Raw genomic sequence first — 14,232 nt, forward strand, 5'->3', positions numbered from 1 at the left:
GCCCTGAACATGCGACGATCAGGCGAGCCGCACCAGGAGGGAACCATCATGCCGCTCATGCCCGGTTCCGAGCCGTACGAGCACGAGGGTGGCGAGGTCGGGGTGCTGCTCTGCCACGGCTTCACCGGGACGCCGCAGTCGCTTCGCCCATGGGCGAAGCACCTGGCGGCGGCCGGCCTGACCGTCTCGCTGCCCCGCCTTCCCGGGCACGGGACGACCTGGCAGGAGATGAACCGCACGCGGTGGGAAGACTGGTACGCCGAGCTGGAGCGGGCCTTCGAGAACCTCAGGGGCCGCTGCGCCGAGGTGTTCGTCATGGGGCTGTCCATGGGCGGGTGCATGGCGCTGCGGCTGGCGGAGGTCCACGGCCGGGCCGTGCGGGGCGTGGTGGTGGTCAACCCCTCCATCGTCAACGACGTGCCCCTGCTGAAGCTGGCCCCGGTGCTGAAGTTCGTGGTGTCCTCGGTCGCCGGGGTGGCCAACGACATCAAGCGCGAGGGGGTGACCGAGCTGGGCTACACCCGCACGCCGGTCAGGGCGGCGGCCACGCTGCCCAAGCTGTGGTCGCTGGTGCAGTCGGAGCTCGGCCGCGTCACCCAGCCGGTGCTGGTCTACCACAGCCCTGAGGACCACGTGGTGAAGCCGGCCAGTGTCGAGCTGTTGCGCAAAGTGCTCGGCGCGAACCTGACCGTGCGCGAATGCGCCGACAGTTACCACGTCGCCACACTGGACAACGATGCGCCTCTGATATTCGAGGGGAGCCTGGACTTCATCAGGGCCCACGCGTCGGTACCCTTGCAGAGAGACTGATCCGGCCCCCTGCCCCGGCCCGCGTCAGGCGGCGAGACGTGGCGGCGGCCCGGAGCGATGCGATCCAGGAGCCACCCACCGAGCAACGGTCAGCAGCACGAGCAATCCAGCGAGCGCGCCCATGAGCATTGGAACGAATCGAAGTGACCGGTGACGCCACAGAGCGATGAGGACGAGGTCTGGCGTCAGATCGTCGCCTCCTTCAACGAGACCGCCGAACCGACCTCGGGCGCGCAGCCGTGGCCGGATCGTGAGAACGTCCCCGTCGACGACGCCCCCCAGGCGGTGAAGGCCGAGGTCCCCGCGGAGGTTCGTGAGGACGAGCGGGACGACGCCGTCGCCGAGGACGACGGTGACCATTACGTTCCCCCGCCCCCTCCCCCGCTGCCGAAGATGGACTCCGGCACCAAGATCGCCTGGCTGGCGCTCTTCGGCGGCCCGGCCTATCTCCTGCTGGCCGCGCTCCTGTCGTGGCCGATGGAGGGGTGGATCATCTTCGCCGCCATCTCGGCGTTCATCGGCGGCTTCGTCGCGCTGATCGTCCGCATGGGCGACGGCTCACCGCCCGACTCCGGCTGGGACGACGGCGCGGTCATCTGAGCGGCCCCTGCCAGGTGGTGCCGCGCGGCGCCGGTCACCGCGCCGTGGGAGCACCGGTGGTGCGGGCCGGCGCGGCGGCGTCGCTCTTGGCCTCCGCAGGCTGGAAGCGCTCGATCACGTCGGTGTAGCGGTCGGCCGCGTCCACGACGTGCCCGACGGCCATGGTGAGGTCGCCGACGTGGGTGACCGCCTGCAGGCGCATCGTGCGCGGCCGGGCGGACTCCTCGCCGCGGACGACCCGCCAGCCGGACCCGCCGCGCAGCAGATAGGCCTCGCCCGGGTGCGCAGGGTCGAACCCCGACACCCAGAAGTGGCCCTTGCCGTCGCCGGTGACGCCGTAGAGCTCGGCGTAGCGGTCGGGCGCCTCGGCCCGCCGCCAGCGCTTGCCGTTCCACTCGAGGATCAGCGGGGAGATCTTGCCGCCGTCGTGGTAGACCCCGCCCACGGCGACGGCCTTCTTCGGCCCTTGCATGGAGACGTCGCGCAGGTAACCGCCGGCGATCGAGGGCGTGGGGACGGTCTTCCACGCGCCGTCCGACAGCCGCATGACCAGCGGCTGTGACCCGCCGTCGCCGACCGCCCAGCCGTCGCCCTTGCGGGTCAGCGCGACCCCGTACAGCATGCCCTTGCTCTTGCCCTTGACGGTGGTCCAGCCCTTGGCCGTGGAGGTGGCGATCAGCGGCTGGCCGCCGCGTCCGCCCACGGCGACCATGCGGCCCGGGACGGCGTCCACCCCGCCGAGCCAGTCGCCCGTGCCGAGCTGCGGCACGCTCACGCGGTCGAACACCGAGCCGTCGCCGCGCACCACGTAGGGAAGGCCGTCGTGGCCCTCGCCGACCGCCCAGATCTCGCGCGGCGTGGCCGCGGCCACCGACCTCAGGTGACCGGCGCTGGAGGCGTCGTTGCGGATGCCCACCTCGGTCCAGGCGGCGCCGTCCCAGTGGGTGATGACGCCGCGGTTCTGCCAGGCCTCCCAGACGTCCTCCTGGCCGACGGCCCAAATGTCGGTCCTGGACAGCCCTGCCACGTCGGACAGCGAGCCGTCGCTCTGGAGCCGCGCGGTGGCCGACTCCTGGAACATGCCGACCGGCCCGCGCTCGGCGGCACGCGGGCGGGGCGGTTCGGCGTGCGCGTGGGCCGCGGGCATGGTGCGGACGAGCGCACCGGTCAGCACTCCGGTCAGCAGCACGCACAACGGCAACGCACGCCTCGGCAGGCGGCGGGACATGACCAAATCGTACGTCTCCCGCCATCCCACGCGCGGAAGCTACCCGAGTGTTGACCAAACGGTCACCTGAACACAGTCCGCCCGTCGACGCGATCACACCGCCAGGCCCCCGCCGCACTCGCCCCCGAGCCACGGCGGCGCGGTCATCCCCGGCGTTCGCCACCGGGCCGGGGTGGCGCGCGGTCATCCCGCCAGGCGTTCGCCGCCGGGCGGGGCCGCGAGGAGCTCGGCCAGGACGGGCAGGTGGTCGGTGGCCGCCCGCAGATCGGCGGCGGCGGCGTCCACGCCCCCGCACGAGCGCACGGCGACGCCGGGCGCGGCCAGCACGGCGTCCAGGCGCTTGCCCGGCCGCCGGGCGGTGAAGGTCAGCCCATCGCCCCGGGGCGCCAAGGGGTAGCAGTCGGCCAGCGTGCGGGTCAGGTAGTCCCAGGTGGGCCCCCCGGGCTGCTCGTTGACGTCGCCGGCGAGCACCAGCGGCGCGCCGAAGCGGCGGGAGACGTCCTGGGCCAGGCCCATGATCTCCACCGCGTGGCACAGCCGGGCGGCGGCGCGCAGGTCCAGGTGGACCGAGGCGACGGTGAGCGCCACGCCGTCGCGCTCGACCACCGCGATGGCGACCCCGCGCCGTTCGAGCCCGGCGAACGGCCGCAGCAGGTGGCTCTCGGCGTGGACGGCCCGCGTGCCGGGGCCGGCCATCACGGCCACGCCGCCCCAGCGCCGCCCGGTGACGATGCGCAGGCCGGCGGCGCGGGCCAGCCACGCCCGCCTGCGGCGCCATCGCAGCAGGCGGGGGGCCTCCTGGAGGCACAGGACGTCGGGCGCCATGGCCCTGACGACCCGCGCCAGAGCGGCGTTGTCGTCGTACATGGAGCGCACGTTGTAGGTGCCGACGCGGATCACCATGGAGCGCGGACGCCTCCGGAACGGGTCTGACGGACCGGGCGGGCGGGGATGGCACCCGGCCGCGCGGAGGCGGCCGGGTGGCGTGGTCAGGGGTGGCGGGCGAGGTCGGCGGCGCCGACCAGGCCGGCGGAGGGCCCGAGCTCGGCGGGGCGGATGTCGGCGTGCGGGCGGTGCTCGCGCCCGGTGAGCGCGCGCCGGAACGCCGCGCGGGCGTGGTCGATCCACAGGTCGGCGGCGCGGGAGACGCCGCCGCCCAGAATGAACCGGCCCGGGTCGAGGACGGCGGCGAGGTCGGCCATGCCCTGGCCGAGCCACTCGGCCATCGTCGAGAACGCCGTGAGCGCCGCATCGTCGCCGTCCCTGGCGGCCTGGGTGATGTGCGTGCCCTCGATGCCGTCCACCGACCCGCCGGCCAGCTCGAGCAGCCGCCGGGCGCGCCCGGGCTCGGCCTCGGCGAGCAGCCGGGCCTCGTGCACCAGGGCGTTGCCGCTGGCGTACTGCTCCCAGCAGCCGAGGTTGCCGCAGCCGCACAACCGCCCTTCGGGGACGACCTGCATGTGGCCCATCTCGGCGCCCATGCCCCACCGGCCGCGGTACAGGGCGCCGCCGAAGACCAGACCGCCGCCGATGCCGGTGCCGACGGTCACGCACACCACGTGGCTCTCGCCGCGCCCGGCCCCGAAGCGGTATTCGCCCCAGGCCATCGCGTTGGCGTCGTTCTCCACCACGACGGGGAGACTCACCCGCTCAGCGACGGCCTTCTGCAAGGGCTCCTCGCGCCAGGCGAGATTAGGGGCGAACCGGACGATCGACCTGGTCTCGTCGACGAACCCCGCCGCTCCCAGCCCCACGGCCTCGACGTCGTGGCGGCCGGCGAGCTCGAGGACGGCCTCGGCGATCGTCTCGGCCACCTTGTCGGGGTCGTCGGCGGGGGTGGGTCGCAGGAGGTTCTCCACGATGTGGCCGTCCTCGTCCACGACCCCGGCGGCGATCTTCGTGCCACCGACGTCAACGCCGATCGTCAGCGCCATTTCTCATCCCTTCACCTCAGCCCAGGTCGATGTGCTGAACCCGGGTGTCCGTGTCGCCGGCGCCCCTCGGCGAGGCCGGTCGCGACACGGCGTCCACCGCCTGGCGGAACGCGGCGAGAAGCTCCCCGCCCGCGGTGATCAGGTGGTCGGTGACGTCGCCGCCGGCCTCGCGGCGGGCGGCCTTGAGCCGGCAGACGGGGCAGGCACGGCAGATGTACTCATCGTCATCGTGCCCCGACACCGCCTCGGCCCACACATCACCGGACGCGCGGCCGGAGCCGCCGCCGAGGGCCTGCCCGAGGCCGTGGCCGAGCCCGGCCACCGAGCCCTTGACCAGCCCCTTGCCGACCTCGCGGCCGACCCGCTGCTGCAGCGCGTCGAAGAGCTTGCGCGCCTCCTCGGCCACCGAGCCCAGCGGGTCGGCGGTCTGGCCGCGCGCGTCGCGGGAGTCGCGCGGCCGGTCGCCCTCACGCCGCCGGAACCACTCGTCGCGCACGGCGTCGCGCCGCTCGTCCTCGCGCTCTCGCTCACGCTGCTGGAACCACTCCTCCCGCGGCACGGCGCGCGGGCCGGCGTCCTCGCCTCCGGCGGGACGCGGCCGGTCCTCTCCGCCGGGCGCGGCGGGACGCGCCTTCCGGGCGTCGCTGTCGTTCACTTCGATGCCGTCGGCCGGCGTGCCGGCGTCGCGGTCGTTCATCTCGGTCATCAGGCCCCTCCTGCCTCGAACCGTACCCGGAGGCGCCCGTCGAGGAGCACGGCGTCGCTCACGGATCTGCGGGCGAGTGCGGCGGGGAGGGCCAGGACCCTGCGGTAGGAGCCCGCGGTGATGATCAGCTCGTCGCCCTTGCGGGCCAGGCCGACCTCCGACCGGTCGGCGAGGGGCAGCGCGAGGGTGAGCTCGTGGAGATCGTCTTTGGCGCGGACGGTCAGCGGCGGCTCGCCGGAGGGCGGCGCGAACGGGTCGGTGCCGGCGTACAGCCCTTCGGCCAGGCCCGCGAGCGCCTCGGCGCCGACCGGCTCGGCGGGCAGGTAGGGGACGGTGTGGACCGGCAGCGGCGCGAACGACTCCCCGACGGCCGCCAGATGGCGGGCCTGCGCCGCCACCCAGCCGCTGCGCCAGGCGTCGCCGCCGTCCTCGGGGAACACCCGGTTGGCCACGACGCCGTCGACGCGGTAGCCGTACAGGCTGAGGGAGGTGAAGGTGCGCCGCGCCTCGGCGACGACGACCGCCTCGGGGGTCAGCACCAGGCGGACCGAGGCGCCGCCGCCGCTCAGCAGCTCGCGCACCTCCATGAGCCCGGCGTGCAGCCGCTCGCCGGCGCTGACGACGGCGTCCTCGGGCAGGCTGAGCCGGGCGACGTGCCGGACGAGAGGGGCGAGGGCGCGCAGCAGCCGGCGGCCGGCGGGGAGCAGGCGGTGGACATGCCAGTCGAGGGCCTCGGGAAGGGCCAGCAGCCTCAGGGTCTCGGCGGTGGGGGCGCAGTCGACGACCACCACGTCCCACCGGCCGGTGCGCACCTGGTCGCACAGCTCGAGCAGGGCGATGACCTCCTCGGCGCCGGGCAGCACCGTGAGCTCCTCGGAGGTGACCCCGTCCAGGCCGAGCTCGGCGAGCAGGCCCCGCGCGTACTCGCGCAGCTCGCCCCAGTGGCGCTCCAGCGCCCGCTGGGTGTCGACCTGCTGCAGGTACAGGCCGGGCTCGACCTCCGACGGCTCGCCGGAGCCGGGCACGCCGAGGGCGTCGGCCAGGGAGTGGGCGGTGTCGGTGGAGACAACGAGCGTCTTGAGCCCCCGGCGGGCGGCGAGCGTGGCGGTGGCCGCGGCGACGGTGGTCTTGCCCACTCCTCCCTTGCCGGTGAAGAGCAGGATGCGCGGCGCCTCGGCGCTCATCGGCCCTCGACGCGCTTCTTCAGACCCTTCAGAGCGGTGTCGACGATGACCTTCTCGGCCTTGCGCTTGACCATGCCGATCATGGGCACCTTGAGGTCCACGGCCAGCTCGTAGGTCACCTCGGTGGCCTCGCCCGCACCGGCCAGGCGGTAGCTGCCGGTCAGCCCGGACAGCATCTTGCCGGACTCGACCATCTCCCAGTCGACGGCCTGGTCGCCGTGCCAGCGGTAGCCGAGGGTGTACTCGTCGGTGATCACCCCCGCGTCGAGGGCGAACCGGACGGTGTCGGGGCGGCCGTCCTCGCCCACGGACAGGACCTCGGCGGACCTCACCTGACCGGCCCACTCGGGGTAGGCGGCGAAGTCGGCGATGACGGCCGTGATCGCCGCCGGGGCGGCGCCGATCGTGATGCTGGACGTGGTGCGATCAGCCATGGGCTTACCGTACTCGTTCGCCGTTCCCCAGCGAACGCCCGAGGGTGTGATCTTCGCGGCGGCCGGGAACGCTCCCGCCCGGCGGCGCCCGGAAGCGGGACGGCGCCCCTTTCGAGGGGGCCGTCGCGCCGGTCACAGGTCGAGGGCGAAGGGGTGCCCCCGGCCGCGGAAGTGGCCGACGTTCACGCACTCGGTGCGGCCGATGCGGGTGCGCGCGGCCAGCGGCTGGTGCACGTGCCCGAACAGGGCGTACCGGGGCTGGGTCGCCCTGATCGCCTCCAGCGTGGCCTCGCTCCCCCGCTCGAAGCGCCGCGCCACCACGTCGTACAGCAGGTCGGGCACCGCGGGCGGGATGTGGCAGCACAGCACGTCGACCGCGCCGACCGCCTCGACCTTGCGGGCGAACTCCTCGTCGTCGACCTCGTTCGGGGTGCGGTAGCGCGTGCGCAGGCCTCCGCCGACGAACCCGAAGGTGAGCCCGCCGATCTCGGCGGTCTGGCCGTCGAGCACGTGGTGGCCTTCCCTGAGGTGCTCGCCCCACAGACGGGGCACGTCGACGTTGCCGTAGGTGAGGTAGGCGGGCGTCGGCATGGCGGCGAAGATGCGGGCGTACTGGGCGCGAACCGCCCGCTCGATGTGCTCGCGCGGCTCGCCTCCGAGCGCCTCCCACAGGCGGGCCGACATGCCGCGCGCCTCGTCGAAGCGGCCGGCCGTGCGCAGCGCGATGAACTCGGTGGCGCGCTCGTGGCCGAACAGCTCGGCGAAGATCCCCTGGGAGTGGTCGGCGTAGTCGACGAACAGCAGCAGGTCGCCGAGGCAGACCAGCGCGTCGGCGCCGTCGGCGGCGCGGGCGAGGGCGTCGATGCGCCCGTGGACGTCGCTGACGACATGGACCCGCATGACGCACATAGTAAACGGGGCGCCCCCGGGCCGGCCGCCGCGTGGGGGCCGCCGCATGGGAGGCGGGCGCGGGCGACACGCCGGACGCGCCGTGCGGGCACCGGGTCCGGGGCCGCGGCCCTGATAGCGTGGTCGGGCCCTTCGGAACGCCGTCTACCGCACCGTCGGCCCGACGCGATAGCGTCCAGGGCGACCACCGGGAAACACCGCCTCCCGGCATGCGTTCGAAGGAGTGACCGTGCGCGAGTACAGCGTTCCCGTGCTGGTGGACGTCCCGCTGTCGGACAACTGCGCCGACATCGTCTTCGAGCGGGGCGAGCAGGAGCCGGGCACGGTGGTGATCAACCGTAAGTCCGGCGAGTCCTGGACGCCCGTCACCGCCGCCGAGCTGCGCGACCAGGTCGCGGGCGTGGCCAGGGGGCTCATCGACGCCGGCGTCGAGCCGGGCGACCGGGTGGCGCTGATGTCGCGCACCCGCTACGAGTGGACGGTCGTCGACTACGCCATCTGGGCCGCGGGCGGGGTCAGCGTGCCCATCTACGAGACCTCCTCCCCCGAGCAGGTGCGCTGGATCCTCACCGACAGCGGCGCCAAGGCCGTCATCGTCGAGTCCGAGGCCCACGAGCGCACGGTCCGCGAGGCGCTTTCCGGCATCGCCGGGGAGCCGTCGGTGTGGTGCCTGGACAACGGCGCGCTCGCCGAGCTGACCGCGGGCGGCGCGGACGTCTCCGAGGAGACGCTCAAGGAGCGCCGGCTGGCGCGGGGTGGCCTCGACCTGGCCACCCTCATCTACACCTCCGGCACGACCGGGCAGCCGAAGGGCTGCCGCCTCACCCACGACAACCTGCTGTTCACCGCGCGCAACGTGGCCAGGGGCCCGCTGGAGGCGCTGTTCGAGCTCGACGGCCGGGCCGCGCTGCTGTTCCTGCCGCTGGCCCACAGCCTGGCCCGCATCATCGAGATCGTCCTGATCGAGACGGCCACCGTCCTCGCCCACACCCCCAACATGAAGAACGTCGCGCCCGACCTGCAGGAGTTCAAGCCCACCTTCCTGCTGGGCGTGCCGCGGGTGTTCGAGAAGGTCTACAACGCCGCCGAGCAGAAGGCCTCCTCCAGCGGCGCGCTCACCGGCAAGATCTTCCACCGCGCGGTGCAGGTCGCGGTGGCGTGGAGCCGCGCCGAGAGCGCCGGCGGGGCGGGCGCGGGCCTGCGGCTGCAGCGGGCGGTGTTCGACCGGCTCGTGTACGCCAAGCTGCGCGCGGCCACCGGCGGCCGGCTCAGCGCCGCGGTGTGCGGCGGCTCGGCCCTGGGCGAGCGGCTCAGCCACTTCTTCAGGGGCGCCGGCATCGAGATCTTCGAGGGCTACGGGCTCACCGAGACCTCGGCCCCCTCGGCGGTCAACATCCCCGGGGCCAACAAGATCGGCACGGTCGGCAAGCCATTCCCCGGCGTGACGATCGCCGTGGCCGACGACGGCGAGGTGCTGGTCAAGGGCCGCCACGTCTTCGACGGCTACTGGAACAACCCCGAGGCGACCGCCGAGGCCATCGACGAGGACGGCTGGTTCCACACCGGCGACGTCGGCTCGCTGGACGCCGACGGCTACCTGCGCATCACCGGCAGGAAGAAGGAGATCATCGTCACCGCCGGCGGCAAGAACGTCGCCCCGGCCCCCATGGAAGACCGCATCCGCGCCCACCCGCTGGTCAGCCAGGCCATGGTGATCGGCGACGACCGGCCGTTCGTGGCGGCGCTGGTGACGCTGGACCCCGAGGCCCTCGGGCCGTGGAAGCAGGCCAACGGCAAGGCGGGCGTCTCCGACGCCGAGCTGTGCGCCGACCCTGACGTCCTGGCCGCCGTGCAGAAGGCCGTGGACGAGGCGAACATCCTGGTCTCCAAGCCCGAGCAGGTGAAGAAGTTCGCCATCCTCCCCACCGACCTCACCGAGGAGAGCGGTCATCTGACCCCGTCGCTCAAGGTCAAGCGCAACGTGGTCGCGCGCGACTTCGCCAAGGACATCGAGGCCATCTACGGCTGAGCCGGGCACTCGTCGCCGCGTTCGGGCCACTTTGCCCTACCGGCGGTTGTTCTCGCTGATGAGGGCCGCTCTATACGATGGTTTGGCCCGGCACTGGACGCGAACTTAAGGGTGGACATGGTTGAGAGCGTCGGCACCGCCAAGCGCGCAAGGACCACCCGCGCGACGGCGGGCGGCCCAGAAGTGGACCTGCGGCAACTGCTGGCGGGCCTGACCGCCGTCCGCGACGGCGACTTCGGGACGCGGCTGCCCGAGGAGGGCGACGGCCTCTACAAAGAGATCGCCACCGTCTTCAACGGCATGGTCGACCAGCTCTCGCTGTTCACCAGCGAGGTCACCCGCGTCGCCCGCGAGGTCGGCACCGAGGGCCAGCTCGGCGGCCAGGCGGCCGTGCCGGGCGTGTACGGCACCTGGAAAGACCTGACCGACTCGGTGAACGCCATGGCGGGCAACCTCACCGACCAGGTGCGCAGCATCGCCCAGGTCACCACCGCGGTCGCCAAGGGCGACCTCTCGCAGAAGATCACCGTCTCGGCGCGCGGCGAGATCCTCGAGCTGAAGAACACCATCAACACGATGGTCGACCAGCTGTCCTCCTTCGCCGACGAGGTCACCCGCGTGGCCCGCGAGGTCGGCACCGACGGCCGTCTCGGCGGCCAGGCGCAGGTCACCGAGGTCGCCGGCACCTGGCGCGACCTGACCGACTCGGTGAACTCCATGGCGGGCAACCTCACCGACCAGGTGCGCAACATCTCGCAGGTGGCGACGGCGGTGGCGCGCGGCGACCTGTCGCAGAAGATCACCGTCTCGGCGCGCGGCGAGATCCTCGAACTGAAGAACACGCTGAACACCATGGTCGACCAGCTGTCCTCCTTCGCCGACGAGGTCACCCGCGTGGCCCGCGAGGTCGGCACCGAGGGGCGCCTGGGCGGCCAGGCGGACGTCAAGGGCGTCTCGGGCACCTGGAAGGCGCTCACCGAGTCGGTGAACGTCATGGCCGACAATCTCACCGCCCAGGTGCGCAGCATCGCCGAGGTCACCACGGCGGTCGCCAAGGGCGACCTGTCGCAGAAGATCCGCGTCGACGCGCGCGGCGAGATCCTGGAGCTCAAGGAGACCATCAACACGATGGTCGACCAGCTCTCGGCGTTCGCCGACGAGGTGACCCGCGTGGCCCGCGAGGTCGGCACCGAGGGCAACCTGGGCGGCCAGGCGACCGTGCGCGGCGTGTCGGGCACCTGGAAGGACCTCACCGACAACGTCAACGTGATGGGGTCCAACCTCACCAGCCAGGTGCGCTCGATCGCGCAGGTCGCGACGGCGGTGGCCAGGGGCGACCTGTCGCAGAAGATCACCGTCGAGGCCAAGGGCGAGGTGGCCGCGCTCGCCCAGACGATCAACACGATGGTCGAGACGCTGAGCGCGTTCGCCGACGAGGTCACCCGCGTGGCCCGCGAGGTCGGCACCGAGGGCCAGCTCGGCGGCCAAGCCCGGGTGCCGAACGTCGCCGGCACCTGGAAGGACCTCACCGACAACGTCAACTCCATGGCCAACAACCTGACCAGCCAGGTGCGCAACATCGCCCAGGTCACCACGGCCGTGGCCCAGGGCGACCTGACCAAGAAGATCGACGTCGACGCCCGCGGTGAGATCCTCGAGCTCAAGACCACCATCAACACGATGGTCGACCAGCTGTCCTCCTTCGCCGCCGAGGTCACCCGCGTGGCCCGCGAGGTGGGCAGCGAGGGCCGCCTGGGCGGCCAGGCCGAGGTCGAAGGCGTCTCGGGCACCTGGAAGCGCCTGACCGAGAACGTCAACGAGCTGGCCGGCAACCTCACCCGTCAGGTTCGGGCCATCGCCGAGGTGACCAGCGCGGTGACCTCGGGCGACCTCACCCGCTCGATCACCGTCGACGCCTCCGGCGAGGTCGCCGAGCTCAAGGACAACATCAACTCCATGGTGAAGTCCCTGCGCGAGACCACCAGGGCCAACCAGGAGCAAGACTGGCTGAAGACCAACCTCGCCCGCATCTCCGGCCTGATGCAGGGCCACCGCGACCTGTCGGTGGTCGCCGAGCTGGTCATGAACGAGCTGGCGCCGCTGGTCAGCGCGCAGCACGGCACGTTCCTGCTGGCCGAGGAGACCCCCCGCGGCACCGAGCTGCGACTGGTCGGCGGCTACGGCCACCGGGAGGACTCCCGCCGCTACGCCCTGGGCGACTCCCTGGTCGGGCAGGCGGCGCTGGCCAAGCGCACCATCCTCGTCGAGGACGTCCCGCACGGCTACCTCAAGATCGCCTCAAGCCTGGGCGAGGCGGGGCCGGTGAACCTCATGGTGCTGCCCATCGTCTTCGAGGACCAGGTGCTCGGCGTCATCGAGCTGGCCAGCCTCAACCGCTTCACCCAGATCCACCGCGACTTCCTCGAACTGCTCGTCGAGACCATCGGCGTCAACGTCAACACGATCGTGGCCAACGCCCGCACCGACGCCCTGCTCACCGAGTCGCAGCGGCTGGCCACCGAACTGCAGGTCGGCCAGGAGGAGCTCCAGCGCTCCAACGCCGAGCTGGAGGAGAAGGCCGAGCTGCTCGCCCGGCAGAACCGCGACATCGAGACCAAGAACATCGAGATCGAGCAGGCCAGCCAGGAGCTGGAGGACCGCGCCCAGCAGCTCGCGCTCGCCTCCAAGTACAAGAGCGAGTTCCTGGCCAACATGAGCCACGAACTGCGCACCCCGCTCAACTCACTGCTCATCCTGGCCCAGCTGCTGGCCCAGAACCCCGCGCGCAACCTCACCGCCAAGCAGGTGGAGTACGCCAACGTCATCCACTCGGCCGGCACCGACCTGCTCCAGCTCATCAACGACATCCTCGACCTGTCCAAGATCGAGGCCGGCAAGATGGACCTCACGCTGGAGCCGTTCCACATCCGCCAGCTTCTGGACTACGTCGAGGCCACCTTCCGGCCGCTGACCACCGAGAAGGGGCTGCGGTTCGACGTGCAGGTCGCCCCGGACGTGCCCACTCAGCTGCTGATGGACGAGCAGCGCCTGCGCCAGGTGCTGCGCAACCTGCTGTCCAACGCGGTGAAGTTCACCGAGCGGGGCACCGTCGCGCTGCGCGTCGAGCGCACCACGATGGACCTGCCGAGCGGCGCCGGCCAGGAGGTCCTGGCCTTCCACGTGTCCGACACCGGCATCGGCATCGCCGAGGAGAACCTCTCCCAGATCTTCGACGCCTTCCAGCAGGCCGACGGCACCACCAGCCGCAAGTACGGCGGCACCGGCCTCGGCCTGTCCATCAGCCGCGAGATCGCCACGCTGTTCCACGGCGAGATCCGCGCGGACAGCACGCTCGGCGAGGGCAGCACGTTCAGCCTCTACCTGCCGATGAACGGCTTCTCCGACGAGGAGCCGACGGTCCCCGGCACGGGCCGCCCGGCCCCCCGGCAGGCCGAGCCGGTGGAGCCGGCGGAGCCGGTCGAGTTGCCGGCCCCCTCGCCCCCGCAGGGCGCGGACCTCGACGGCCGTCGCCTGCTGGTCGTCGAGGCGCGGCCGAACGGGCTGCTGTCGCTGCTGGCGCAGAGCGTCGTGGCCGACCTGTCGCAGACCCACGGCCCGGTGCGGGTCACCACGGCGAGCAACCCCGACACCGCCATGGCCGCGCTCACGCGCGACGGCTACCACTGCATCGTGCTCGACCTCGGCATGCCGCAGGACGCCGCGGCGGAGTTCCTGCGCCGGCTGGACGACGACCCGGCGCTGCGGTCGCTGCCGGTGCTCGCCCACCACACCCGCAAGCTCACCCGGCCGCAGGAGAACCTCCTGCAGGGCCGCTCGCGCACCCAGCCGCTCGAGCGCCTGCCCAGCCTGGACGAGCTGCGCGAGCGCATCACGCTGCACCTGTCGGCCGAGGGCCCTGGGGACGTGCTGCCGCTGGTGCAGGCCAGCCCCGAGGAGACGCCCCAGGACGTCGAGAAGGTCGACAGCGGCCTGCTCGGCCGCAAGGTGCTGGTGATCGACGACGACGTGCGCAACGTCTTCGCGCTCACCAACATCCTGGAGCTGCACGGCATGCAGGTGCTCTACGCCGAGAACGGCCGCAAGGGCATCGACGTGCTGATGCGCAACGACGACGTCGACCTGGTGCTGATGGACATCATGATGCCCGAGATGGACGGCTACGCCGCCACGGCCGCGATCCGCGAGATGCCGCGCTTCGCCAACCTGCCGATCATCGCGGTCACCGCCAAGGCCATGCACGGCGACCGCGAGAAGACCCTCTCGTCGGGCGCCAGCGACTACGTCACCAAGCCGGTGGACTCCGAGGAGCTCATCGACCGCATGCAGCGCTGGCTCGAACTCTGACCCCGCCCCTCAGACGAAGACCTCAACCCGGCA

General features: G+C 72.5%; 11 protein-coding genes. 4 read left to right on the plus strand and 7 right to left on the minus strand.

The window, feature by feature from the left end:
* Window positions 1-48 precede the first annotated feature (48 nt).
* A complete protein-coding gene (locus ABZT47_RS19140; protein ID WP_354843383.1) occupies window positions 49-810 on the plus strand; it encodes an alpha/beta fold hydrolase in 762 nt (253 codons plus the stop codon).
* 150 nt (window positions 811-960) lie between these two features.
* Complete coding sequence (locus tag ABZT47_RS19145; protein WP_354843385.1) at window positions 961-1,410, plus strand: hypothetical protein; 450 nt, start codon at window positions 961-963, stop codon at window positions 1,408-1,410.
* Between the two features lie 34 nt (window positions 1,411-1,444).
* Here the strand turns inward: ABZT47_RS19145 and ABZT47_RS19150 are convergent, their stop codons facing one another.
* The 7 genes from ABZT47_RS19150 to ABZT47_RS19180 all read right to left on the minus strand — a co-directional run bounded on the left by ABZT47_RS19150 (window position 1,445) and on the right by ABZT47_RS19180 (window position 7,796).
* The gene (locus ABZT47_RS19150) at window positions 1,445-2,638 is read right to left on the minus strand and encodes a hypothetical protein (protein ID WP_354843388.1); all 1,194 of its coding nucleotides are present in this window, start codon (window positions 2,636-2,638) and stop codon (window positions 1,445-1,447) included.
* 183 nt (window positions 2,639-2,821) lie between these two features.
* Window positions 2,822-3,541 carry an endonuclease/exonuclease/phosphatase family protein gene (locus tag ABZT47_RS19155; RefSeq protein ID WP_354843391.1) on the minus strand — a complete coding sequence of 240 codons (720 nt, stop codon included), beginning with the start codon at window positions 3,539-3,541 and terminating at the stop codon, window positions 2,822-2,824.
* An 86-nt stretch (window positions 3,542-3,627) separates the two neighbouring features.
* Window positions 3,628-4,572 (minus strand): ROK family glucokinase, encoded by a 945-nt coding sequence (locus tag ABZT47_RS19160; protein ID WP_354843394.1) that lies wholly within the window; start codon window positions 4,570-4,572, stop codon window positions 3,628-3,630.
* A 16-nt stretch (window positions 4,573-4,588) separates the two neighbouring features.
* Window positions 4,589-5,278, minus strand: coding sequence for a hypothetical protein (locus ABZT47_RS19165; protein ID WP_354843397.1), 690 nt, complete (start codon window positions 5,276-5,278; stop codon window positions 4,589-4,591).
* Entirely contained in the window at window positions 5,278-6,462 is a 1,185-nt protein-coding gene (locus ABZT47_RS19170; RefSeq protein ID WP_354843399.1) for an ArsA family ATPase, read from the minus strand. The genes ABZT47_RS19165 and ABZT47_RS19170 overlap by 1 nt, the downstream gene beginning before the upstream one ends.
* On the minus strand, window positions 6,459-6,896 hold the full coding sequence (locus ABZT47_RS19175; RefSeq protein WP_354843402.1) for an SRPBCC family protein: 438 nt from the start codon (window positions 6,894-6,896) through the stop codon (window positions 6,459-6,461). Before ABZT47_RS19175 ends, ABZT47_RS19170 begins: the two co-directional genes overlap by 4 nt.
* A 132-nt stretch (window positions 6,897-7,028) precedes the next feature.
* On the minus strand, window positions 7,029-7,796 hold the full coding sequence (locus ABZT47_RS19180; protein WP_354843405.1) for a metallophosphoesterase: 768 nt from the start codon (window positions 7,794-7,796) through the stop codon (window positions 7,029-7,031).
* 238 nt (window positions 7,797-8,034) lie between these two features.
* Between ABZT47_RS19180 and ABZT47_RS19185 the strand changes: the two genes are divergently transcribed.
* Window positions 8,035-9,834: a long-chain fatty acid--CoA ligase gene (locus tag ABZT47_RS19185; protein ID WP_354843408.1), complete on the plus strand. Its 1,800-nt coding sequence runs from the start codon at window positions 8,035-8,037 to the stop codon at window positions 9,832-9,834.
* A 117-nt stretch (window positions 9,835-9,951) separates the two neighbouring features.
* Window positions 9,952-14,199, plus strand: coding sequence for a HAMP domain-containing protein (locus ABZT47_RS19190; protein ID WP_354843411.1), 4,248 nt, complete (start codon window positions 9,952-9,954; stop codon window positions 14,197-14,199).
* The last annotated feature ends 33 nt before the right edge of the window (window positions 14,200-14,232 follow it).

The organism is Sphaerisporangium sp. NPDC005289 (genome assembly GCF_040607455.1).
In the GTDB taxonomy this organism is placed as follows: Bacteria; Actinomycetota; Actinomycetes; order Streptosporangiales; family Streptosporangiaceae; genus Sphaerisporangium; species Sphaerisporangium rhizosphaerae.

Bases quoted from the DNA above. Each gene is read 5' to 3' on its own strand.
- ABZT47_RS19140 (WP_354843383.1), top strand. From the start codon at position 49: ATGCCGCTCATGCCCGGTTCCGAGCCGTACGAGCACGAGGGTGGCGAG.
- ABZT47_RS19150 (WP_354843388.1), bottom strand. From the start codon at position 2,638: ATGTCCCGCCGCCTGCCGAGGCGTGCGTTGCCGTTGTGCGTGCTGCTG.
- ABZT47_RS19155 (WP_354843391.1), bottom strand. From the start codon at position 3,541: ATGGTGATCCGCGTCGGCACCTACAACGTGCGCTCCATGTACGACGAC.
- ABZT47_RS19160 (WP_354843394.1), bottom strand. From the start codon at position 4,572: ATGGCGCTGACGATCGGCGTTGACGTCGGTGGCACGAAGATCGCCGCC.
- ABZT47_RS19165 (WP_354843397.1), bottom strand. From the start codon at position 5,278: ATGACCGAGATGAACGACCGCGACGCCGGCACGCCGGCCGACGGCATC.
- ABZT47_RS19170 (WP_354843399.1), bottom strand. From the start codon at position 6,462: ATGAGCGCCGAGGCGCCGCGCATCCTGCTCTTCACCGGCAAGGGAGGA.
- ABZT47_RS19175 (WP_354843402.1), bottom strand. From the start codon at position 6,896: ATGGCTGATCGCACCACGTCCAGCATCACGATCGGCGCCGCCCCGGCG.
- ABZT47_RS19180 (WP_354843405.1), bottom strand. From the start codon at position 7,796: ATGCGGGTCCATGTCGTCAGCGACGTCCACGGGCGCATCGACGCCCTC.
- ABZT47_RS19190 (WP_354843411.1), top strand. From the start codon at position 9,952: ATGGTTGAGAGCGTCGGCACCGCCAAGCGCGCAAGGACCACCCGCGCG.